The 21,040-nt window shown below is 71.4% G+C and carries 19 protein-coding genes; 9 read left to right on the plus strand and 10 right to left on the minus strand.

All coding sequences use genetic code 11. The annotated features are described in order from the left end of the window. Nucleotides 1-179: 179 nt before the first annotated feature. Nucleotides 180-1,073 (minus strand): glycosyltransferase family 2 protein, encoded by an 894-nt coding sequence (locus tag BLU79_RS27355; RefSeq protein WP_093908583.1) that lies wholly within the window; start codon nt 1,071-1,073, stop codon nt 180-182. A 416-nt stretch (nt 1,074-1,489) separates the two neighbouring features. Between BLU79_RS27355 and BLU79_RS27360 the strand changes: the two genes are divergently transcribed. The 7 genes from BLU79_RS27360 (at nt 1,490) to BLU79_RS27390 (ending at nt 9,517) form a co-directional block, all read left to right on the plus strand. Continuing rightward, complete coding sequence (locus BLU79_RS27360) at nt 1,490-2,155, plus strand: hypothetical protein (RefSeq protein ID WP_256333488.1); 666 nt, start codon at nt 1,490-1,492, stop codon at nt 2,153-2,155. A 166-nt stretch (nt 2,156-2,321) separates the two neighbouring features. Beyond that, nucleotides 2,322-2,915: a hypothetical protein gene (locus BLU79_RS27365; RefSeq protein ID WP_256333489.1), complete on the plus strand. Its 594-nt coding sequence runs from the start codon at nt 2,322-2,324 to the stop codon at nt 2,913-2,915. Nucleotides 2,916-3,044: 129 nt separating this feature from the next. Beyond that, nucleotides 3,045-5,420, plus strand: a complete 2,376-nt coding sequence (locus tag BLU79_RS27370; protein WP_093908585.1) for an ATP-binding SpoIIE family protein phosphatase — start codon at nt 3,045-3,047, stop codon at nt 5,418-5,420. 2 nt (nt 5,421-5,422) lie between these two features. Further along, nucleotides 5,423-6,445 carry a LacI family DNA-binding transcriptional regulator gene (locus BLU79_RS27375; protein ID WP_093908586.1) on the plus strand — a complete coding sequence of 341 codons (1,023 nt, stop codon included), beginning with the start codon at nt 5,423-5,425 and terminating at the stop codon, nt 6,443-6,445. Between the two features lie 47 nt (nt 6,446-6,492). After that, complete coding sequence (locus BLU79_RS27380) at nt 6,493-7,728, plus strand: ABC transporter substrate-binding protein (protein WP_093908587.1); 1,236 nt, start codon at nt 6,493-6,495, stop codon at nt 7,726-7,728. Beyond that, nucleotides 7,728-8,681 (plus strand): carbohydrate ABC transporter permease, encoded by a 954-nt coding sequence (locus BLU79_RS27385; protein WP_093908787.1) that lies wholly within the window; start codon nt 7,728-7,730, stop codon nt 8,679-8,681. The genes BLU79_RS27380 and BLU79_RS27385 overlap by 1 nt, the downstream gene beginning before the upstream one ends. Beyond that, on the plus strand, nt 8,678-9,517 hold the full coding sequence (locus BLU79_RS27390; RefSeq protein WP_093908588.1) for a carbohydrate ABC transporter permease: 840 nt from the start codon (nt 8,678-8,680) through the stop codon (nt 9,515-9,517). Before BLU79_RS27385 ends, BLU79_RS27390 begins: the two co-directional genes overlap by 4 nt. 36 nt (nt 9,518-9,553) lie before the next feature. On the opposite strand, the gene BLU79_RS27395 is transcribed toward BLU79_RS27390, so the two are convergent. The 9 genes from BLU79_RS27395 to BLU79_RS27435 all read right to left on the minus strand — a co-directional run bounded on the left by BLU79_RS27395 (nt 9,554) and on the right by BLU79_RS27435 (nt 18,583). Continuing rightward, nucleotides 9,554-10,495, minus strand: a complete 942-nt coding sequence (locus BLU79_RS27395; protein WP_093908589.1) for a 3-carboxyethylcatechol 2,3-dioxygenase — start codon at nt 10,493-10,495, stop codon at nt 9,554-9,556. 11 nt (nt 10,496-10,506) lie between these two features. Beyond that, nucleotides 10,507-11,502 carry a zinc-binding dehydrogenase gene (locus BLU79_RS27400; RefSeq protein WP_093908590.1) on the minus strand — a complete coding sequence of 332 codons (996 nt, stop codon included), beginning with the start codon at nt 11,500-11,502 and terminating at the stop codon, nt 10,507-10,509. A 153-nt stretch (nt 11,503-11,655) separates the two neighbouring features. After that, nucleotides 11,656-13,215, minus strand: coding sequence for an acyl-CoA synthetase (locus tag BLU79_RS27405; RefSeq protein WP_093908591.1), 1,560 nt, complete (start codon nt 13,213-13,215; stop codon nt 11,656-11,658). 64 nt (nt 13,216-13,279) lie between these two features. After that, a complete protein-coding gene (locus tag BLU79_RS27410) occupies nt 13,280-14,098 on the minus strand; it encodes an SDR family NAD(P)-dependent oxidoreductase (RefSeq protein WP_093908592.1) in 819 nt (272 codons plus the stop codon). 3 nt (nt 14,099-14,101) lie between these two features. Continuing rightward, the gene (locus tag BLU79_RS27415) at nt 14,102-14,968 is read right to left on the minus strand and encodes an alpha/beta fold hydrolase (protein WP_093908593.1); all 867 of its coding nucleotides are present in this window, start codon (nt 14,966-14,968) and stop codon (nt 14,102-14,104) included. A 13-nt stretch (nt 14,969-14,981) separates the two neighbouring features. Beyond that, nucleotides 14,982-15,554, minus strand: a complete 573-nt coding sequence (locus BLU79_RS27420) for a 3-phenylpropionate/cinnamic acid dioxygenase subunit beta (RefSeq protein ID WP_093908594.1) — start codon at nt 15,552-15,554, stop codon at nt 14,982-14,984. 188 nt (nt 15,555-15,742) lie between these two features. Beyond that, entirely contained in the window at nt 15,743-16,930 is a 1,188-nt protein-coding gene (locus tag BLU79_RS27425) for an NAD(P)/FAD-dependent oxidoreductase (RefSeq protein WP_093908595.1), read from the minus strand. Beyond that, a complete protein-coding gene (locus tag BLU79_RS27430; RefSeq protein WP_093908596.1) occupies nt 16,923-17,273 on the minus strand; it encodes a bifunctional 3-phenylpropionate/cinnamic acid dioxygenase ferredoxin subunit in 351 nt (116 codons plus the stop codon). Before BLU79_RS27430 ends, BLU79_RS27425 begins: the two co-directional genes overlap by 8 nt. Then, nucleotides 17,270-18,583, minus strand: coding sequence for an aromatic ring-hydroxylating dioxygenase subunit alpha (locus BLU79_RS27435; RefSeq protein ID WP_093908597.1), 1,314 nt, complete (start codon nt 18,581-18,583; stop codon nt 17,270-17,272). Before BLU79_RS27435 ends, BLU79_RS27430 begins: the two co-directional genes overlap by 4 nt. Before the next feature lie 181 nt (nt 18,584-18,764). Here BLU79_RS27435 and BLU79_RS27440 point away from each other — a divergent pair, with 181 nt between their 5' ends. Together BLU79_RS27440 and BLU79_RS27445 are read left to right on the plus strand one after the other, a co-directional pair. After that, complete coding sequence (locus BLU79_RS27440) at nt 18,765-20,093, plus strand: MFS transporter (protein ID WP_093908598.1); 1,329 nt, start codon at nt 18,765-18,767, stop codon at nt 20,091-20,093. A gap of 129 nt (nt 20,094-20,222) precedes the next feature. After that, complete coding sequence (locus BLU79_RS27445; protein WP_093908599.1) at nt 20,223-21,023, plus strand: IclR family transcriptional regulator; 801 nt, start codon at nt 20,223-20,225, stop codon at nt 21,021-21,023. Nucleotides 21,024-21,040 lie beyond the last annotated feature (17 nt).

The following is a 21,040-nucleotide window of genomic DNA, read 5'->3' on the forward strand; positions in this document are numbered from 1 at the left end:
GATATTGACGTTTGGTCAACATGGCTTAATCTGATCATCCCATCGGATCCGGCCGACGGCGCGCGTACTACACGCAAACTCGGGGGAGTGCCGCCGCAGCCGGATCCGGGGACGCAGGCGGGCCCTGGTCGGCTGAGGTGACCGACCGGGGCCCGCGTCCCGTCAGCCGATGCCCTTGGTCAGACGACCGGCGGCCGTCCCAGTCGGCAGAGCCGCCACACCGTGCGCCACCGCATCGGCCGTCGTTCGCCCGCCGGGTCCCGCACGCCTTCCAGGAAGCCGCCGAACCAGGCGCGCAGGCCGGCCCGCGACCGGGTGCGGGCGAGGGTGAGCAGGGTCCAGATGCCCAGGTGGACGGGGATGAGGGCGAGCGGGAGTCGGCGGCGGGTCAGCCAGACACGGTTGCGGGCGTTCACGCGGTAGTAGATGGCGTGCCGGGCGGGCGAGGTCTTCGGGTGCTGGAGGAGCAGTTCGGGGGCGTAGAGGATGCGCCAGCCGGCGTCGGCGGCCCGCCAGGCCAGGTCGGTCTCCTCGTGGGCGAAGAAGAACTCGGCGGGCCAGTCACCGGTTTCGTCCAGCATCGCCATGCTCAGCGCATGCCCGCCGCCGAGGAAGCCGGTGACGTATCCGCCCTTGAGCGGATCCGACTTGCCGACCCTGGGCACGTGCCGCTGCTGTGTCTCGCCGTGCTCGTCGGCGATGCGGAAGCCGACGATGCCGAGTTGGCCGTCGGCGGCGTACAGGTCGCGTACGCGGCGCAGTACGTCGGCCTCGACGAGGAGCCCGTCGTCGTCCAGGTCGACCACGACGTCGATGTCCCCGAACTCCCGCAGCCGGGCGAGGGCCGCGTTGCGTCCGCCGGGACAGCCGAGGTTCTCGTCCAGCTCGATCGGCGTGATCTCGCCGGGCAGGCCCAGTCGTTCGGCGAACTCGGGGAGCGGGCAGCCGTTGCCGACGATGACGATCCGGGCGGGGGCGAGGTCCTGCTTGGCCACGGAATCGAGCAGCGCGTCGATCTCGGCGGGGCGGTTGCCCATCGTCACCACGGCGACGGCGATCCTCGGTTCCGTCATGCCCCGCCCTCGCTTCGTCCTGCGCTTCGTCCTGGCTTGCAGCTACCGGCGGATGCTAGCCGTTCACGGTACCGACGTCTTAAGTACGCCGATTCGTATGACGGTCGACGGTCACGTGCGGCTGTTCCCTGTGCTGTACGACACAGCGGCACGGGCCGGGCAGGAGAGAGCGGCTCGGAGCGGATCCGACATGGCCTGAGCCGACGCGACGGGCCATGTGACGGGCGGGTGAACGCTGCATCAGATGCGCGTCAAGTAATTGATTGCCCCTAGGGGGCGGATGTCCGAACAACTCCTCGGCCGCGAACGTCTGGTGTCAGACGCCGGGCGCACGCCACTGGCGCACGACCAGGAGAACGTTCATGAAGCTGCTCACGCGATTCGGCCGAACGGCGCCGAACGCAGAAGGATCAACGATGAAGACCCACCGCGGCGCGCGCCGCAGCAAGTGGATCGGGCTGCTGACGCTGGGGCTGGCCCCGCTGGTGGTGTTCGGATCCCCCGGTGTCGCCTCGGCGGCGAGCACGGTGTGCCTGCAGAACGCGGACGGTTCCCAGAGTGACATCGCCGGCAACTGGTCGACTCCCGACAAGACGCGGTCGGTGGGCGTGCAGCAGGCGAACAAAACCTGGCAGGACTGGGTCTGGCGGGGCCCCACGTTCCAGTGCCCCTGGAACGTTCCCAGCTGCTCCTACGCCTGGCAGGAGTCGAAGACGACGGGCTGGCAGTGGTCGGCCGGCCTCAACATCAAGGTCCCCAGCCCTCTCAACAAGGCCTTGAGCGAGCTCGCCAGCCTCACCCCTTCGTACGGGCGCAACGGCTCCACCACCACCTCGTTCACCTTCACGACCAACCTGAAGCCGGGGCAGAAGGCCCAGCCGATCCAGGTCGTGGAGCGTCGCTGGACACAGGGCGTCTACCAGGGCATCTACCACTCCACCGGGAAGTCCTGCCTGGTGAGCCCGACCAGGCCGAACGGCAAGGCCTGGCAGTACACCTGGTCCCCCAACGAGCGTTGGGGCAGCTGGACGACCAACATGAAGGTCAGCGACTACGGGTCGTACAACGTCTGGACCCCCTGAGCTGCCGTGACCGCGTCCGGTCGTGACCGGACCGCCGAGGCACCCCGCCGACCGGGGCGGGGTGCCTTTTCGGCTCGTCGAGCACTTCCCGATTTCACCCTATAAACAGGACTTGATCCCTATGTTGGTGCGTCGCTTCTCTCGTGTCGCCGCCGGTTCGACCGCCGTGATCGCATTCGGTCTGCTGACCGCCTGCAGCACCGCGGCCCAGTCCACACCCACGCCCACGGCTGCCGGTGGCACCACCGCCCCTGTCGCCGACAAGGGCGCCGCCGGTTCGGTGAAGACGGCGCCACCGTCCCAGCTGTGCACCGCCCTTACCGCGGACGCCGCCAAGCAGCTCATCGCCGACGCCCGGCCCACGGCCCAGGTCAGCCCCAACAAGGGCGAAGCCCCGGACGTCTGCGGTTACGCCGCCGCTGACGGAACGTCGATGCTGTCCCTCACCCCGGGCACCCGCGCCTACGACACCGAACTGTCCGCCGCCCACGACGTGAGCAAGAACCCGGCCCCGGCCGGAATGCGTGACATGCGGGTCGACACGGTGAGCGGCCTGGGCGAGCAGGCCCTCCGGGAAACCGCCTATCAGGTACAGACGCGCCAGCAGATCACGTTCGTCGTGTGGAACACGGGAACCCGCACCTGGGTACTGAGCTTCGCGACCCGCGCCAACGCCTCGACAACGCCTGCCGCGGTGTCGGACGACAAGGTGGTCCAGGTGGCTCGCTTCATCACCGCGAAATTGCCTGCCGGCCGGTGAGCCCATCTCGACGCATTCCCTCCGCCCGCCTCCGCGCCATTTCCATGCACAGGAATCTGACTTGTCCGATCCTCCCGCGACGCGCACGCTGGAACCGTGAGTAACATCGCCAGCGCGAATTGAGCCATAATGGCCACTTTTGATCAGAGTCTCGGTCACAGCTGGTGGTCAGCAGATGCCGCGACGGCGACCATCAGCCTGGAGGGCATCGTCACGGGGTGGAGTGAGGGTGCTAGGCGGCTGCTGGGGTACCGCGCGTCCGAGGTGGTGGGGCGGGCCGCGGCCGATCTTCTCGTGGACCGGGAGGCGACCGGGTTCTCGCCGGTCGGGTCCCAGGAGTGGAGCGGCGCGGCGGTGCTCAGTCACCGCGACGGCCGTCGTGTCGAGCTGACCCTGCACGCCCACCCCTCCCTGGACGGCGTCGGCGCGACGCAGGCGTTCGTCGTCACCGCCACCACCGGAACCCCCGACTCGGAGCGCGACCGGCGGATGGTGGAGTGGGCCTTCGCTCAGTCCTCGATCGCCCTGTCCACCTACAGCGCGGCGTCGGGATCGTGGCGGCTGAACGCGGGCGCGGAGGCCGATCCGCTCGGGGAGGCCCGGTCCGATGAAGGGTTTCTGCGGTGTGTGCGGCGGGTCGCCGAGGAAGCCATGCCCATGCGGTACGAGGGGTTCGCCCCGGCACCACCTGCCGGTGCCGGTGGGCAGCGGTCCTGGATCGTGGAGCTGTGGCCCGTCCGGGATCCCGGCTCCGGCGCGGTCGCCGGGGTCGGCACCGCCGCCTTCGACAGCAGCGAGCAGTACGCCGCCCGGCAGCGGCTGGCTCTGCTGAACGAGGCCGGCACCCGTATCGGCACCACCCTCAACGTGACCCGCACCGCCCAGGAGCTGGCCGATCTGGCCGTCCCGCGGCTCGCGGACTTCGCCAGTGTGGATCTGCTCGACTCGGTGGTGCGCGGGGAGGAACCGGTGCCGGGGCAGGTCGACGCCGCCGTGGTGCTGCGCCGGGTCGCCCATCAGTCGGCCACGGAGGGCGGGGGTGTGCCCGAGGCCGCCGTCGACCTCGGTGGCGTGGACACCTATCCACCGTTCTCGCCGCCCGCCCGCTCCCTCACCAGCGGCCGGCCGGTGCTCAGCGGCGAGGGGGACCCCGACTTCGTCCGGTGGGTCGCCGAGCACGAGGCGAGGGCCACCGTCGTCCGGGAGCACGGCTTCCACTCGGTGATGGCCACCCCGCTGCGGGCCCGCGGCATCACGCTCGGCGTCGCGGTCTTCGTCCGTGGGAAGGGTTCGCCGCCCTTCCAGCAGGATGACCTGATCCTCGCCGAGGAACTCGCGGGGCGGGCCGCCGTGGGGGTGGACAACGCCCGGCGGTACACCCGCGAACGCACCAACGCGCTCACCCTCCAGCGCAGCCTGCTCCCCCGCGACCTGCCGAAACAGGCGGCCGTCGAGGTGGCGTACCGCTATCTGCCCGCCGGTACGGGCGCCGGCGTGGGCGGCGACTGGTTCGACGTCGTACCGCTGTCGGGGACTCGGGTCGCGCTGGTCGTCGGCGACGTCGTCGGGCACGGCATCCACGCCTCGGCGACGATGGGGCGGCTGCGTACCGCCGTCCGCACCCTCGCCGACGTGGATCTGCCCCCGGACGAGCTGCTCACCCACCTCGACGACCTGGTCACCCATCTGACCTCGGACGACGACAGCATCGTCCGGGAGCTGCCGTACACCGGCGGAATCGGCGCGACCTGCCTGTACGCCGTCTACGACCCGGTCTCCCGGATCTGCACCCTGGCGAGTGCGGGCCATGTCCCGCCCGCCCTGCTGCTCCCCGACGGCACGGTCGGCGTCGTCCGTCTCACCCCCGGTCCCGTGCTCGGCGTCGGCGGGCTGCCCTTCGAGGCGACCGAGATGGAGCTGCCCGAGGGGAGCCTGCTCGCCTTCTGCACCGACGGGCTGATCTCCCATGAGCGCGACGTCGGCCTCGGCCTGGAACGGCTCTGCGAGGCCCTCTCCTCTCCGGTGCCGTCGCTGGAGACCACCTGCGACGCCATCCTCAAGGACCTGCTCCCCGAGAGCCCCGCCGACGACGTGGCCCTGCTCCTCGCCCGCACCCGCGCCCTGCACGCCGACCAGGTCGCCGCCTGGGCGCTGCCGTCCGACCCGGCGATCGTGGCGGACGCCCGCGCGCAGGCCTCCCGGCAGCTCGCGGCGTGGGGCCTGGAGGAGGCGGCGTTCGTCACCGAGCTGGTGGTGAGCGAGCTGGTCACCAACGCCATCCGCTATGGCGGCGTACCCATCGGGCTGCGCCTGATCCGGGACCGCACCCTGATCTGCGAGGTGTCCGACGCCAGCAGCACGGCCCCCCATCTGCGCCGCGCCCGTACCTACGACGAGGGTGGCCGCGGGCTGCACATGGTCGCCCAGCTCACCCAGGGCTGGGGCACCCGCCAGACCCCGACCGGCAAGACGATCTGGGCCGAACAGCCCCTCCCGGTCGGCTGACCATGACCGGGCGTCCGGGCGGCGACCCGACCACATCGCCGGCCGATGGAGGACCGGCCGAGGGAGGGCCGGCCGAGGGAGAGGGCCACCGCACGCACACGCTCGGACTGCTCTATCCCCCGTCCGGCCGTTCCCGGGACTACACGACCATGCAGCTCGCCTTCGTCGGCGGCGTCGCCGAGGCCGCGACGCCGTACGGCTACGACGTGCTGCTCTCCCCCGCCGACACGGACGACGACCCCTCGTTCCGGCGGATGCTCGGACAGCGGCTCATGGACGGGGAGTGGGGCGGCGGCGACGGGCGGCGCGTGGACGGCGTGATCGTGATGGAGATCCGTCGCGAGGACGCCAGGGTCGAGCAACTGGTGCGGGAGGGCTTCCCGTTCGTCGCCATCGGCCGCAACCACCGCGCCGACGAGGCGGGCTGGGTCGATCTGGACTTCGCCGGGCTGGCGAGCGGGTGTGTGCGGCACCTCGCCGACCTGGGCCATCACCGGATCGCCTTCGTCAACCGCTCGGAGGAACTGTTCAACAGCGGCTACGGCTTCGCCCGGCTCGGCCACGAGGGCTACGTCACCGCGATGACGGACCTGGGCCACGAGCCGCGCGCCTACCTGTGCGGGGAGGCCCTCGCCTCGGGTGAGGAGGTCGTGGCGCGGATCCTCGCGGACGAACCGGCCACCACCTCGCTGGTCACCATGAACGAGGCGGCCCTGGAGGGCGTCTACCGCGGGCTGACCCGGCACGGCCGCGCCGTGCCGCGCGACTTCTCGGTCGTCGGGGTGGCGGCGAGCCCCTGGGCCGAGCAGGTGACCCCGCAGCTCACGGCCGCCGAGATCCCCGCCAAGGAGATGAGCCGGGTCGCCGTCGAGCTGATGGTGGAGCGGCTCCGCTCACCGGGTTCGACGCCGCGGCACGTCCTGCTGAAACCGCTGATCACCCTGCGCTCCAGTACGGGGCGGTGTCGTCCGGTGCCCGGTTCGGAACCCGAGCCGGAATTCCCCGATTTCGACGTGGATTTCTGATACGCCGACTTTGACACCTCTTTCCGTACAGCCCCTTGGAGGGCAGCATGCCGTACCCGCTCGACCGCCGCGGCTTCCTGCGGACCGCCGGCGCGGGAGCCGCTGCCCTCGGGCTCGGCGGTGCGCTGGCCTCCTGCGGCTCCGACGAGCCGAGCACGACCACCCTCACCTGGTGGGACTACTTCACGCTGGACAACTTCCAGCCCGGGATGACCCGGCTGATCAAGGATGTCGAGGCGGGCGTGCCGGACGTGCGGATCGAGCGGCGGACGTTCCCGTTCGCGGATCTGGAGCGGCAGATCACGCTGGGCGCGATCTCCGGCGACCTGCCCGACATCGCGATCGTCGACAACGTCGCCATGAACTCGCTCGGCGGCAGCGGCCTGCTGGCCGACCTCACCGGCCGGGTCGAGGAGTGGGGCCAGGCCGACGAGTACTACAAGGGCCCCTGGGAGGGCTGCCAGGTCGGCGGCAAGACCCTCGGCATCCCCAACAACAGCAACTGCCTGGCCCTGTACTGCAACACGCGGATGCTGCGGGAGGCCGACGTCGCGCCGCCCACCACCTGGGACCAGCTCGCCTCTGCTGCCGAACGGCTGACCAGTGGGGACCGGTACGGGCTGGCGCTGAGCGCGATCAAGACCGAGGAGGGCGTCTTCCAGTTCCTGCCGTTCCTGTGGCAGGCGGGCGGCGACCTGGACACCTTCGCCACCTACGGCACCACCGCCCTGACCTTCCTCGACGAACTGATCACCAAGGGCTCCCTGTCCGAGAGTTGCGTGGGCTGGACACAGCAGGACGTCAACACCCGCTTCCTCGACCAGCGCGCCGCGATGCAGATCAACGGCCCCTGGCAGATCCCCACCCTGAAGAAGGCCGCCTTCGACTGGTCCGTCGTCGCCCTGCCCCGCGACAAGGAGGCGGCCACCTGTCTGGGCGGGGAGAACTGGGTGCTGATGGCGAGCAGCGGGAAGCTCGACAAGGCGTGGGAGGTGCTGGAGTACACCCAGCGTCCGTCCGTGCTGGTGCCGTACCTCGTTTCCTTCGGCAATCTGCCCGCCCGCAAGGACCTGGCCGACCAGGGCACCTGGGCCTCCGACCCGGCCCTGCGGCTCTTCCTCAGCCAGCTCCCGCTGGCCCGTCCACGCCAGTACGGCGAGCACTACGCCGACGCGGCCCAGGCCGTCTCGGAGGCGGAACAGGCCGTGCTGACCGGCTCGACGTCGCCGGCGGCCGCGGCACGGACGGCGGCCGGCCAGATCGACAAGGCGCTGGGCGGGTGATGAGGGGGCGTCAGGGCCTCGCCTGGGAGATCCATCGCAGACGGAACCGCCTCTCCCCCTCCGCGCGCCGCCGCCGCGCCGGATACCTCTTCTGCCTCCCGGGGCTGGCCTTCCTCGCGCTCTTCCTGGCCTATCCGCTCTTCTACAACGTCTGGACCTCCGTCCATGACGTGCGCCTGAGCAGCCTGCTCGGCGGGGCCGAACCCTTCAGCGGCCTCGACAACTACCGGGCGGTGCTGGACGACCCGGCGTTCTGGCACTCCGTACGCCTGTCGCTGGTCTTCACGCTGGGCTCCCTGGTCTGCCAGTTCACCCTCGGTTTCGCCCTGGCCCTGCTCTTCGCCCGCCCCTTCCCGCTGAACGGCCTCCTGCGCTCCCTGCTCCTGGTGGCCTGGCTGCTGCCGCCCGTGGTCAGCGGCACCCTCTTCCGCTGGCTGCTGGACGCGGAGTCCGGCGCCTACAACGCCCTGCTGACGGCGGCCGGCCTGGGCACGCTCTCCCACGACTGGCTCACCGACCCGTCCACGTCCCTGACCGGGGTGACCCTCGCCAACATCTGGGTCGGGGTGCCCTTCAACATGCTGCTGCTCCTGGTCGGCCTGCACACCATCGACCCCGAACTCCACGAGGCCGCCGCCCTCGACGGCGCGAGCGCCTGGCAGCGCCTGCGCCACCTCACGCTGCCGCTGATGCGCCCGGTCTCGGTGACCGTTCTCCTGCTCGGCCTGATCTACACCTTCAAGGTGTTCGACCTCGTCTTCGTGATGACGGGCGGTGGCCCCGTGGACGCCACCCGCGTGCTCTCCCTCTACGTCTACGAGGTCTTCTTCCGCTTCTTCCGGTTCGGCGAGGGCGCCGCCGCCGGGCTGCTGCTGCTCGTCGTACCACTGCTGACCGGCCTGTTCTACGTACGACGACTGCACCGCGAGGAAGCGCCGGGAGGTTCCACGTGAAACCTCCCCGCCGCCCCCGTCACCACCCCTGGCTGCTCACCGCGGTCGCCGCGCTCATCACCGCGGCCTTCCTGCTGCCGGTGTACTGGATGGCCAAGACCAGCCTCACCGAGCCGGACCGGATCCTCGTGCCGACCCCGCAGTGGGTGCCCGCCCCGCTCACCGCCGAGAACTACCGGGCTGCGCTGGACTACGAAGGTCTCCCCCGGGCCCTGCTCAACAGCTTGGTGATCTCCAGCGGGGTCGTCGCCCTGACGCTCCTGCTCGGTGTCCCGCTCGCCTATGCCCTCGCCCGGGTCCGGATGCGCGGCTCGGGCGCGATGGTGCTCGCCCTGCTGGTGGCCCAACTGCCGCCCGCCATCGTGCTGGCGGCACCTCTGTTCATCCTGGAACGCCGGGCCGGTCTCGACGACACCTACCTCGGCCTGATCGCCGCCGACACCACGCTGACGCTGCCCTTCGCGGTGATCGTGCTGCGCCCGGTGCTGCGGGCCGTGCCGCCGGAGCTGGAGGAGGCGGCACTGGTCGACGGCTGCGGGCTGCCCGGCGTACTGCTGCGGGTCGTGCTGCCCGTCATGATGCCGAGCCTGGTCGCCACGGCCGGGCTGTCGTTCCTGATCGGCTGGGGCGAGTTCCTGTTCGGCCTCACACTGACCGACGGGCCGGACGTGCAGCCGGTCACCGTGCTGCTGAACTCCTTCGTCGGGCAGCACGGGACGGCGTGGGGCGCCCTGATGGCCACGGCCACGCTCATCAGCTTTCCGGTGGTCTGTGTGTTCGCCCTGTTCCAGCGCTTCATCGTGGGCGGGCTGACGGCGGGCAGTGTCCGGGGCTGAGCGCTGCCCAAGGTCGACGGCCGAGGGCCGTCCTCCTCACCTCGCCGTGGCCACGGCGAACCCGGCGATCCACGCCGGGATGGCCTCGTAGAAGCGGGACGTCATCTCGTACGCCCCGGACTCCGAGGCCGCCGCCAGCGAGGCGAACGCCGCGATCCAGGCGCGGACTTCGTGGGCGGAGCCGCCGCCCTCCCGGGCCATGCCCTCGACGCTCCAGGTGTCGAACGCCGCCAACTCGCCCTTCTCCAGGTGGTCGAGGAGCCGGTTGTCCCACTCCGGGTTGATCGGAATCATCGCGGTCGATCCGGCGGCGTAGTCGCGCCCGGCCTGCACGACCCGCTCCTCTCCCCTGGCCCGCTGCTCGGGAGTCGGCGGACGGCCCTCGATGAGCGCGTCGGCGACCCGGGGCGGCGCCCCGTCCAGCACGGGGACCGGCGGGTCGTGGGAGAGGCCGCCCGAGGCGAGGAACAGCACCCGGCGGTCGAGTTCGGCAGCGGCCCGCCCGATCGCCGTGCCCAGCGCCCGGATACGGCCGACCGGGCCGAGCGGGGTGGCCACGCCGTTGACGAAGACCGGGACGACGGGCACCCGGTCGATGCCGCCGAAGAGCACTTCGAGGGGCTGCGCGAAGCCGTGGTCGACGGTCATCCGGGCCGACACGGTCAGGTCCACGCCGCGGTCGAGCACGCCCTGGGCCAGCGTCTTCGCCGCCTCGGTGTCGACCGACAGCGGGCCGGCGCCCGTACCGAAGTCGCCCACCGCGTGGGCCTCGGTGGCCAGGCAGAAGGGCGGCATCTCCTTGTAGAAGAAGCCGTTGTAGTGGTCGGGGGCGTAGAGCACGACCAGTTCCGGGTCGTAGGCGCGCACGAAGTCCCGTGCGCCCGCGACGGCTTGCGCGACGCGCGCGAGGACGTCGGGGGCGGGGTCGTTCCTGCCGATGAGGGGCGAGTGGGAGAGCCCGACGGCGGCTGCGGTCATGGTGGGGCTCCTTACGGCTGGGACGGCTGGGGATGCTGGGTCGGGTGGACGACGAGCTTGCCGGTGAGGCCGCCGTCGATCATGAGCTGGAAGCCCTTGTGGATGTCGGTCAGCGGAAGGCTGCGGTCGATCACCGGGCGGACCCCGGTGGCCTCCATCAGGCGCAGCATCGAGACCAGTTCGGTGCGGGTGCAGCCGGTGGAGCCGAGGATGCGCTGCTGGAGGTAGAAGATCCGGCCCAGGTCGGCGGGCGGGTTGGTGCCGGTGGTGGCACCGGCGATGACGAGGGTGCCGCCGGGACGCAGGGACTTCAGCGAGTGCGACCAGGTCGCCTCGCCGACGGTCTCGACGACCACGTCGACCCGCTCGGGCAGCCGCTCACCCGTGGCCACGGCGGCGCGGGCACCCCAGGCCAGGGCCTCGGCGCGCTTCTCGGCGCTGCGGCTCGTCGCGTAGACGACGGCGCCCGCGGCCACCGCCAGCTTGATCGCGGCCGACGCGACCCCGCCGCCCGCGCCCTGCACCAGCACCCGGTCGCCGGCGGTGATCCGGGCCTGGGTGAAGAGCATGCGGTACGCCGTCGTCCACGCGACCGGCAGAGAGGCCGCCTCGTCGAACGACAGCCACGCGGGCTTCGGGACGAGGTTCCGGGTCGGGACGGTCAAGTACTCGGCGAACGAGCCGTCGTGCCGCTCGGACAGCAGCGCCCGGTCGGGGTCGAGGGTCTCGTCGCCGCGGCCCGCGTCCGGGTCGCCGATCACCGGGTGGACGATGACCTCGTTGCCGTCCTCGTCGTATCCGGCGGCGTCGCACCCGAGGACGATCGGGAGCCGGTCGGGCGGGTGGCCCACGCCCCGCAGTGTCCACAGGTCGTGCATGTTCAGCGCGGCGGCCACGACACGGATGACGGACCAGCCGGGGCGGGGGGTGGGCTTCGGGATGTCGCGCAGGACCAGGCCCGAGAGGGGGTCGGTGGCGCTCTGGGAGATGGCGGTTGCAGCTAGCACGTGGTCACGTTCGTTGGATTTGGCGGGCTGCTCCAGCTCGTGTGCCGCCTGGCAGAACGGTTGGCTGGGAGTGCCGCGATGGGTCGGCTTTTCGGGTGCGGCGCCGTTGTGGCTGGTCGCGCAGTTCCCCGCGCCCCTAAAGGGGCGCGTCCCTCAGGGCGTCTTGGCCTCTGCCCACTGCCTCAGCTCCGCCTTCGCCAGCTTGCCGCTGGCGTTGCGGGGGAGGTGGTCTATGAGCAGTACCCGGGTGGGGAGTTTGTAGCGGGCCAGGTAGCCGGCCGCGAACTCCCGGACCTCCTCCACCGTGGGCTTCGTGCCCTCCGTGCAGGACAGGACGGCCAGTACCGTCTCGCCCCACTTGGGGTCCGGTACGCCGATGACGGCGGCCTCCAGGACGCCCGGCAACTCGGCGAGTACGCGCTCGACCTCCGCCGGGTAGACGTTCTCCCCGCCGCTGATGATCATGTCCTTCAACCGGTCGACGATGTAGTAGTAGCCGTCCTTGTCCCGGTAGGCCACGTCCCCGGTGTGGAACCAGCCCATGTCGTCGAAGGCCGCGTGGGTGGCGTCCGGGTTGTCCCAGTAGCCGGCGGTCACGTTGGGGCCGCGGACACAGATCTCGCCCCGCACGTCCGGACCGTCGATGCCGGCGCCGGTGCCCGGGTGCGTCAGCCGTATCTCGGTGTACGGCATCGGCACCCCTGCCGATCCGGTCTTCTCCAGGGTCATCCCGGCGGGCAGATACGTCGCGAAGGGCGCCGTCTCGGTCAGCCCCCAGGCCTGCTGGAGCAGCACGCCGTGCTCGGCGTAGTCGCGGATCAGCTGGGGCGGCACGGGCGCTCCGGCGACGACCGCGGCCCGCAGGGCGCCGAGGTCGGCCTCGGCGAATCCGGGCACGCGGGCGAGGGCGGCGAACATGGCGGGCACCGCGAAGAGGCTGGTCACCCGGTGCCGTACCAGGTCCTCCAGACACTGGGCGGGGTCGAAGCCGCGCCGCAGGACGACCGTGCCGCCGCGCACCAGCGTCCGCAGGGTGAGGGCGTTGAGGCCGCCGATGTGGAAGAGCGGGGCGACGGCCAGGTTCACGTCGTCGCTGCGGGTGTCGACGACGCTGTCCACGTTGACCGCGTTCCACCACAGGTTGCCGTGGGTGAGCATGACGCCCTTGGGGCGGCCGGTGGTGCCGGAGGTGTACATCAGGGCGGCGAGGTCGTCCGCGTACAGCGCGACGGGCTGTCGTACGGGCCGGTCCGGGCCGCGCAGCCCGGACAGCGCCGTCCAGACGCCCTCGGGTACGGCGGGGCAGGCGGGGTCGGTGTCGACGAGGACGTGGCCCCGCGCCGGGACGTCGGCGAGGACCGACTCCACCACCTCTCGATGGCCCTCCTCGACGACGAGGGTGTGGGCGCCGCAGTCGTTCAGGATGTGCCGCACCTCGTCGGCGGCGAGCCGGAAGTTGACCGGCACGAAGACCGCGCCGAGGTGGGCGGCGGCGAACAGCGTCTCCAGGAAGGTGACGCTGTTGAAGCCGAGGTAGGCGATCCGGTCCCCGCGGCGCAGCCCGCGCTCGGACAGCCCGGCCGCGAACTCGCCGACGGTGCGGCCGAGTTCGGCCGCCGTGACCTCGCGACCCTCGTAGACGACGGCGGTGGACGAGGGGTACCGCGCTCTGCGGTGCAGCGCGGCGGCGGGGCTGATGTCGACGGCGGCCATGGCGTCGGCTCCTTCAGGGACGGTCGTGGGATGACTTCAAGGGCGGTCGTGGGACGACGGCTGGTCAGAGGCCGGCGCCGCCTGCCGGAGTACGGAAGCCGCGGACGGCGATGCCGCCGTCCGCGGGGATGACGGCTCCGGTGACGGTGCCGCTGTTGGCGCGGGAGGCGAGCAGGACGTAGGGGCCGGTGAAGTCTTCCGGCTCGACACTGGAGTCGTACAGGGGGATGAGCGGCGGCTGCTCGATGCCGGACGCCTCGTTCCTGGCGAAGGAGGCGGCCAGCGTACGGTCCTGGAGGCCGAGGCTCTCCGGTCCGCGCAGGTTGGTGCGCATGCCGCCGACGGCGACGCCGTTGACACGGACGCTGGGGGCCAGCTCGTAGGCGAACTGGCGGAGCAGGCCCAGGCAGGCGTGCTTGCTGGCGGTGTACAGGGCACCCCCGCCGTCGGTGTGGAAGGAGGCGTTGGACAGGGTCATGACGATGCTCCCGCGGGTGGCGACCAGCTCCCGCCAGGCGGCCTCCACGGCCAGGACATAGCCCTTGACGTTGATACCGAAGACATCGTCGAAGGCCTCGGACACTTCCTTGCCGGTGAGCCGGGTGACACTTCGGTGGTAGTCCCAGATTCCGGCGTTCGGGACGAGGATGTCCAGCCTGCCGAACCGCTCCACGGTGGCCGACACGGCCCGGTGCAGGTCGTCCGGTGAGCGCACGTCTCCGGCGAGGGCGAGGATGCCGTCCGGAAGATCGGCCAGCTGCTCCTCGTCCCGGTCCAGTACGGCCACGCTCGCGCCCTCGGCGAGACAGCGCAGGGCGACCGCGCGGCCGATGCCGGAGCCGCCGCCGGTGATCAGGGCGACGTCGCCCGCCAGCCAGCCCACGGCTCAGCGCTCCCCGAGAAAGTCGGTGACCAGCCGCTCGAACTCGGCCTGCCGCTCCAGCTGCACCCAGTGCCCGCAGCCGCCGAAGACATGCAACTGCACGTCACGGATCTGCTTGAGCATGAGCTGGGCGCCGTCGAGGGTGATGGTGCGGTCGTCCCGGCCCCAGAGCAGAAGGGTGGGGCAGGCGATCCGGTGGACGCGCTGCCAGAGCGGGTCCATGCCGTGTCGCTTGGCGAAGGCGGCGTTGTAGCGGTGGTAGAAGGCGATGTGGGACTCGTCGAGGGAGGCCTCGTAGCGGGCCTGCGCGGTGTCCGCCCAGCGCTTCGGCTCGGCGGTCATCACCCCGATGAAGTCCCGCATCTTCTTCAGCGTCGGCCCCTCCCCGTTGTAGTACCGGAACATGGCCTTCTGCCCCTCGGTCGGGGTCGGCCCGAAGGGCAGCCAGCCACCGCCGGGCGCCATCAGCACCAACTTCTCCACCCGGTCCGGCACTTCGAGGGCGGTGGCGATGGCGGCGGCACCGCCGAGGCTGTTGCCCAGCAGACGGAACCGCTCGACGCCGAGCGCGTCGAGGGTCTGGAGCAGCGCGTCCACGGTGATCTCGGTGATGCTGCGGGCGTCCAGATCGGCCTCGGTGGGCCGGTAACTGCCGCCGAAGCCGGGCTGGTCGGGGAGGATCACGCGGAAGTGCGGGGTGAGGGCGGCCAGGTTCTGGTGGTAGTTGGCGACGGCACTGGCGCCGGGGCCACCGCCGTGCAGCATGACCAGCACCGGCCCTTCGCCGGCCTCGCTGACGGCGATCGGCCCGAGCGTGGTCTGCACGGTGTGCTCGACGAGCTTGAGCTCTTCTGTCGGGGCTGAGGTCACAGGAGATCTCCGGTCACAGGAAGGTGCTGATGTTCTTGGCGAGCAGGACGTTCTGGTCGAGCAGGATCGTGCGGCGGGCGATCAGCAGGGAGCCGTCGTCGGTACGGCGCAGGACGTCGGTGCGCCCGCCGGCATAGAGGTCCACCTCGCGTTCGAGCCGGTTGCGGTAGCAGAGGAACGACGACTCGGCGACGTAGGAGCCAGGCTCAGCGGACTCATCGGCCGCCCACACCAGCACGTTGCTGATCAGATGCCGGGTCCGGGACGGCGGATCCTCGGCCCAGGCCATCCCCGAGTCGAACCGCCGGATCCGCCAGGCCAGGCTCGCCTTGGTCTCGTCGAAGATCGCCACCTCACCGGGCGAACCATCGGCCAACGCCTGCTGCCGCCGCAGCCGGTTCGTCCGCACCGGCGCCCAGTAGTGCAGATCCTCGGCGAACAACTCCAGCCAGTCGGCGTACCGGTGCTGGTCGAGGAGGCGGGCTTCGGTGGCGTAGAGGCGCTGGACGTCGTAGTGGAGCCGGATGTCGTCTTCGTAGGAGACGGAAGGGGCGGGTGCCGACGGCTCCATGGGATGGATGCTCATGGGTGGGACCTCCTGCGGGCCGAGCTCACTTGCCATGAGAGCCCGGCGGGAATGGTTTCAGGGAGCACATGTGCCGGTGGACGGCACAGCGGGCGGATGGGCGACGCCCTGCTTTTAGGGGCGCGGGGAACTGCGCGACCAGCCACAACGGACCCGCAGACACCACGCCACCGCACCCGGCAGACGATTCAGCGAAGCACCGACCGAAGATCGCCACCATCGACAAGCCGCCCCGCATCAACCTCAATGCCCCGGTCGATGATCCGCCGAGCCACCTTGACGTCCCGCCCCCGATCGATCCCCGCAGCCGCAACGACCCGATCCCCCCGCAAGCCGAAGGCCATACGTTCCCCCCGCAGAACAACCCGCTCCGCATCCGCCATCGACCCAACGGCCTCCAACCGCACCCCATACCGATCGGACCAGAACCACGGCGCCCCCACCTCCGGCACAGTCAGCCCGAGAAGCCCAGACGCCGCAGCTTCTCCACCCCGCTGCGCAGCCTCCCAGTGCTCATGCCGCACGGGATGCCCGTCGAGCCGGGCCACGTCACCGACGGCGAAGACGTTCGGATGGGAGGTCCGCTGCCCGACCCGCACCACCACACCGTTGTCGACATGGAGCCCGGCGCCCTGCGCCAACTCCACAGCCGGTCGGATCCCGATCCCCGCGACGACCGTGTCGGCGACCACGCCCTCCTCGCGCCCCGCGAGACGCACCACCAGCTGCCCGGCCCGGCGTTCGATCCGCTCGACCCCGGCGGTGATCACCTCGATGCCCTCCTCGGCATGCCTCCGATGCAGCACCCCCGCGAGGTGGTCCCCGACGACACCGGCCAACGGCACCGCCACCGGATCGACCAACGTCACCCGGCATCCGAGGGCCACCGCCACGGCGGCGGTCTCCGCACCGATCAGCCCGGCCCCGACCACGGTCACGGCCGCGCCCGGCAGCAGCCGCTCCCGCAGCCGCTCGGCGTCCTCCCAGGTCCGCAGCAGATGTACGGCGGGGTCGTCACCGCCGGGCACCGGCAGCGGACGCGGTGTGCCGCCCGTGGCCAGCACGACCCGGTCGGCCCCGGCCACCGAACCGTCGGCCAGCTCGACACCACCCTCGCCGGGGCGGATCGTCCGGACCGACGTCCCGTCCCGGAGCTCGATGCGCTGTCCCTCGTACCACTGCTCGGGCCGCAGCGACACGTCCTCGCGCCGTGCCTTGCCCAGCAGCACGTCCTTGCTGAGCGGCGGGCGGTCGTACGGCAGTCCGTGCTCGGCGGAGTAGAGGACCAGCTCACCGTCGTAGCCCCGCGCGCGCAGCGCGTCGCAGGTGGACACGGCGGCGAGCCCCGCACCCACCACGGCGATGCGCCTAGGCATCCGCGGGCTCCTCGCCCGGGTGCAGCCAGACCCCGCCGTCGCGCACCTCCACGCGATGCGCGCGCACGGCGGCGGTGGCCGGCATGCACTGCGGCTCGCCCGAGCGCAGGCAGAAGCGGGCGCTGTGCAGCGGGCACTCGACCTCGCCGTCCTCGATCCAGCCCTCGGAGAGGGAGGCCCGGCCGTGCGAGCAGGTGTCGTCGAGGGCGTGGTAGGCGCCGCCGTCGTGGAAGACGGCGATGGCGTCGCCGTGGCCGGTGGTCTCGGCGGGCACCTTCAGCGCCTCGCCGTCCTCGATGTCGCCTACGGCGGCGACGCGGATGCCGGTGTCGGTGGTGGTCATCGGGTGTCCTTCTCGGTGACTTGCTCAGTGGCCTTCTCGTGCCAGGCGGGCGTGTTCATCAGGTCACGCCAGCGGGCGTAGAAGCCGCGGGCGGCGCCGTCGCTGTAGAGGCGGCCGGTGGTGCCGGGGTGGACGCCGTCGTCGGTCTCCATGCCCAGGCCCATCTGGTAGTTGAGGGTCATCGAGCCGGCCATGAAGCCGTGCGCGGTGGCCTGGACCTCGCTCCAGTTCTCGCCGTCGTCCTGCTCGAAGATGCCGGTCGGCCCGAACGTCCGCAGGTTGTACAGGCGTTGGGCGTCCTTGACCTCGTCCGGCATCGACCGGTCGACGACCGTCCAGGCCCAGACCTCCATCCGGTCCGGGCCCTTGGGGTGCCAGACCCGGATGGAGCCGTTGACCGGGAGGTAGGAGAAGTTGGGGAAGACCGTGGCATGGCCGGTGGTCATCGGGCCCTCGACGCGGGCGTCGCCGAGCCGTTCGCGCAGCGCCTCGTAGTCGTAGTGGTCGTGTACGACCCGGTCGTCGAAGCGGCTCCGCGGGTGGGTCGGGAAGCCGGCGCCGTGGCCGAGCGGATCGGTGTACTGCCGGCCCGGCGTCTGCACGATCTCCGTCTTCGGGCCTTTTCCGCTCGGCGACATGACCATCAGCGCGGACGCGTGCGAGATGTTGACGTGGTACCAGTCGGAGGCGAACTGCTCGGCGGCGAGCTTCCAGTTGCCCTCCAGCACCCACTTGTGGACCCCGCCGACGACCTCGGTGCCCTCCGGGTCGCGGTCGAGCATCGCGTCCAGGTACCAGGTCATCCCGCCGAGCGCCGCGTCGAGCGGCGGCGCCTCGGGGTTCCAGGTCGCGAAGACGAGCCCCTTGTACGTGTCGAGCTGCGCGACCTCGGTCAGTCCCCACTGGTCCTGCTCGAAGTGGGCGGGGTAGTCCTCGCCGTTGGGGACGTTGATCAGCTTGCCGGCCATGTCGTACGACCAGCCGTGGTAGCTGCACGTGAACGCCTTCGCCGCGCCCGCGTCCGCCCGGCAGACCCGCATCCCGCGGTGCCGGCAGGCGTTGAGGAACGCCCGCAGCTTGCGGTCGCGGCCCAGGGCGACGATGACCGGGTCCTCTCCCATGTACGTGGTGAAGAAGTCGCCGGGCTTCTTGAACTGGCTCTCGTGCGCGAGGAACAGCCAGCTGGGCGCGAAGACCCGGCGCAGCTCCTGCCGGTAGAGGGCGGGGTCGCTGAAGATGGCGCGGTCGATCAGCCCGCGCTCGAGGGCGACGTACCGTCCGACGTTCTGGTGCTCCTGGTCTTGCCGCATGGGGACAGGAGACGGGGTCGCCGGGTCCCGCGCCCACCTCGCGTGCCGCAGGACGGAACAGTCACATTCCGCCCCGGCGGCGCACCCCTACTGTCCTCCGCACCCAAGTCCCACTGTGTCCTGGATCACCCCGAAGCCTCCGCTTCGCGGGGTGGGCCGGACGTCGGAGGTAAGCCGCTCCATGTCAGACACCACCGTCCCCACCACCAAGGCAACGGCCTCGACACCGGGACCCGACCGCACCCAGGTCTCCCGCGTCGCCCTCGCCAGCCTCATCGGCACCACGATCGAGTACTACGACTTCGCCGTGTACGGCACGGCCGCCGCCCTCGTCCTCGGCCCCGCCTTCTTCCCGGCGGGCGACTCCACCGTCTCCACCCTGGCGGCGTTCCTGACCTTCGCCGCCGCGTTCCTGGCCCGCCCCATCGGTGTCGTCCTCTTCGGCACCATCGGCGACCGGCTCGGCCGCAAGCGGGCGCTGGTCCTCTCGCTGCTGATGATGGGCCTGGCGACCGTGGGTGTCGGGCTCCTCCCGACGTACGAGACCGCCGGACTGCTCGCCCCCGTCCTGCTGGTGACGCTCCGTCTGGTGCAGGGCGTGAGCATCGGCGGCGAGTGGGGCGGCGCGGTGCTGCTGGCCGCCGAGCACGCGCCACCGGGGCGCAGGGCGCTGTACGCCTCGATCCCCCAGGTCGGCCCGGTCGCGGGCTTCCTGCTGTCCAGTGCCGTGATCCTGCCGACGCTCTCCATCGCCGGCCGGGACGGCTTCGCGGACGGCGCCTGGCGGATCCCGTTCCTGCTCAGCGCGGTGCTGATCGTCATCGGCCTGTGGGTGCGGACGACGGTGACGGAGTCCCCGGTGTTCAGCGGGCGGGGCCCCGAGACCCGCCCGGCCTCGCGCTTCCCGCTCGGCACGCTGATCAAGGAGTACCCCGGCCGGCTGCTGCTCGGCATCGGCGCCGCGATCGGCGGGTCGGCCGTCTACTACCTGACGATCGTCTACAGCATCTCGTACGGCCCCAAGGCACTCGGCATCCCGCAGAACACGATGCTGGCTGCGGTGAGCGTCGCCGCGGTGGCCGCCGCCGTCGCGACGGTCCCGTTCGCGCGGCTGGCCGACCGGTGGGGCCGCAAGCCGGTGATCCTCACGGGCGCGGTCGGGTGCGCGGTGTGGGCGCTGCCCATGTTCGGCTCGCTGAGCACGGGCAACGGCCTGGTCATCGCAGGGGCGTTCACCGTCGGCCTGCTCTTCTTCATCATGATGTTCTCGCCGATCGCGGCCTTCCTGCCCGAGCTGTTCCCGGCCCGGCTGCGCTACACCGGTGCCTCGGCGACCTTCATCCTCGCCAACACCCTCGGCGGCGGCTTCGCCCCGCTGGTCGCCACCTGGCTGAACAGCCAGTGGAAGTCGCCGCTGGTGCTCGGGGTGTACGCGGGCGCGCTGTGTCTGGTCAGCCTGCTGTGCGTGCTGGCGCTGCCGGAGACAAGGGACGAGGAGTTCGAGATCTGACCCTCGCCCCGCGGCACTGTGAACGGCCCGGCACAGCTCATGTCCGGGCCGTTTACAGCGCCGAAACGGTCACCTATGGTGGACGCACGTCCATCAAGATGGTCGCCTGAGGCGCCCAGGGAGACGACCATGCCTATGCCTTCCCCCACCGCCCCCTCCACCTCGGACCAGCAGACCGCGGTCGACAAGGCCCTGATCCTGCTGAAGCAGCTGGCCGAGCACGACCACGAACTCGGCGTCAGCGAGCTGGCCCGCCGCACCGGCCTGACCAAGTCGACCGCCTTCCGCCTGCTGGCCATCCTCCAGCGCAACGACCTGGTCGAACGGGTCGGCAGCGACTACCGCCTGGGCGCCCGGCTCTTCGACATCGGCACCCGGGTCTACGGCCCGACGACCGTGCTGCTGCGCGAGCGACTGCTCCCGCACCTCGCCGACCTCTACGTCCTGACCCACGAGACCGTGCACCTCGCCGTCCTGCACGACACCGAGATCGTGTACGTCAACAAGATCCACGGGCACCGCCCGACCCGCTCCCCGTCCCGTATCGGCGCCCGGATGCCCGCGTACTGCACGGGCGTCGGCAAGGCCCTGCTGGCCTTCGACCACGACGCGGCGGAGGCGGCCGTCGAGGCGGGCCTGCACGGCCGTACGGAATACACGCTCACCGACCCCACCGCCTTCCGGTCCGAACTGCGGCGCATCCGCCAGGAGGGCATCGCCTACGACCGCCAGGAGGCCACCCTCGGTCTGACCTGCGTCGCCGTCCCGGTCATGGGCCCCAGCGGCCGTCCGGTGGCGGCCCTCTCGGTCGCGGGCGCCGGCCACCGCTTCGACCCGGCCCGCTACGCGCCCGCGCTGCGGCGGGTGGCGCACGAGGCGGCTCGGGCGGTCACGGCCGCGAGGGCGGGGTCGGGCAGTACGGCGGCCTGAGAGCCTGTCGGGGAGCG

The organism is Streptomyces sp. cf386, from assembly GCF_900103585.1.
Classification (GTDB): domain Bacteria; phylum Actinomycetota; class Actinomycetes; order Streptomycetales; family Streptomycetaceae; genus Streptomyces.

Bases quoted from the DNA above. Each gene is read 5' to 3' on its own strand.
- BLU79_RS27430 (WP_093908596.1), bottom strand. From the start codon at position 17,273: ATGACCACCACCGACACCGGCATCCGCGTCGCCGCCGTAGGCGACATC.
- BLU79_RS27405 (WP_093908591.1), bottom strand. From the start codon at position 13,215: ATGGCCGCCGTCGACATCAGCCCCGCCGCCGCGCTGCACCGCAGAGCG.
- BLU79_RS27395 (WP_093908589.1), bottom strand. From the start codon at position 10,495: ATGACCGCAGCCGCCGTCGGGCTCTCCCACTCGCCCCTCATCGGCAGG.
- BLU79_RS27435 (WP_093908597.1), bottom strand. From the start codon at position 18,583: ATGCGGCAAGACCAGGAGCACCAGAACGTCGGACGGTACGTCGCCCTC.
- BLU79_RS27445 (WP_093908599.1), top strand. From the start codon at position 20,223: ATGCCTATGCCTTCCCCCACCGCCCCCTCCACCTCGGACCAGCAGACC.
- BLU79_RS27420 (WP_093908594.1), bottom strand. From the start codon at position 15,554: ATGAGCATCCATCCCATGGAGCCGTCGGCACCCGCCCCTTCCGTCTCC.
- BLU79_RS27440 (WP_093908598.1), top strand. From the start codon at position 18,765: ATGTCAGACACCACCGTCCCCACCACCAAGGCAACGGCCTCGACACCG.
- BLU79_RS27355 (WP_093908583.1), bottom strand. From the start codon at position 1,073: ATGACGGAACCGAGGATCGCCGTCGCCGTGGTGACGATGGGCAACCGC.
- BLU79_RS27385 (WP_093908787.1), top strand. From the start codon at position 7,728: ATGAGGGGGCGTCAGGGCCTCGCCTGGGAGATCCATCGCAGACGGAAC.
- BLU79_RS27380 (WP_093908587.1), top strand. From the start codon at position 6,493: ATGCCGTACCCGCTCGACCGCCGCGGCTTCCTGCGGACCGCCGGCGCG.
- BLU79_RS27370 (WP_093908585.1), top strand. From the start codon at position 3,045: ATGGCCACTTTTGATCAGAGTCTCGGTCACAGCTGGTGGTCAGCAGAT.
- BLU79_RS27375 (WP_093908586.1), top strand. From the start codon at position 5,423: ATGACCGGGCGTCCGGGCGGCGACCCGACCACATCGCCGGCCGATGGA.
- BLU79_RS27360 (WP_256333488.1), top strand. From the start codon at position 1,490: ATGAAGACCCACCGCGGCGCGCGCCGCAGCAAGTGGATCGGGCTGCTG.
- BLU79_RS27425 (WP_093908595.1), bottom strand. From the start codon at position 16,930: ATGCCTAGGCGCATCGCCGTGGTGGGTGCGGGGCTCGCCGCCGTGTCC.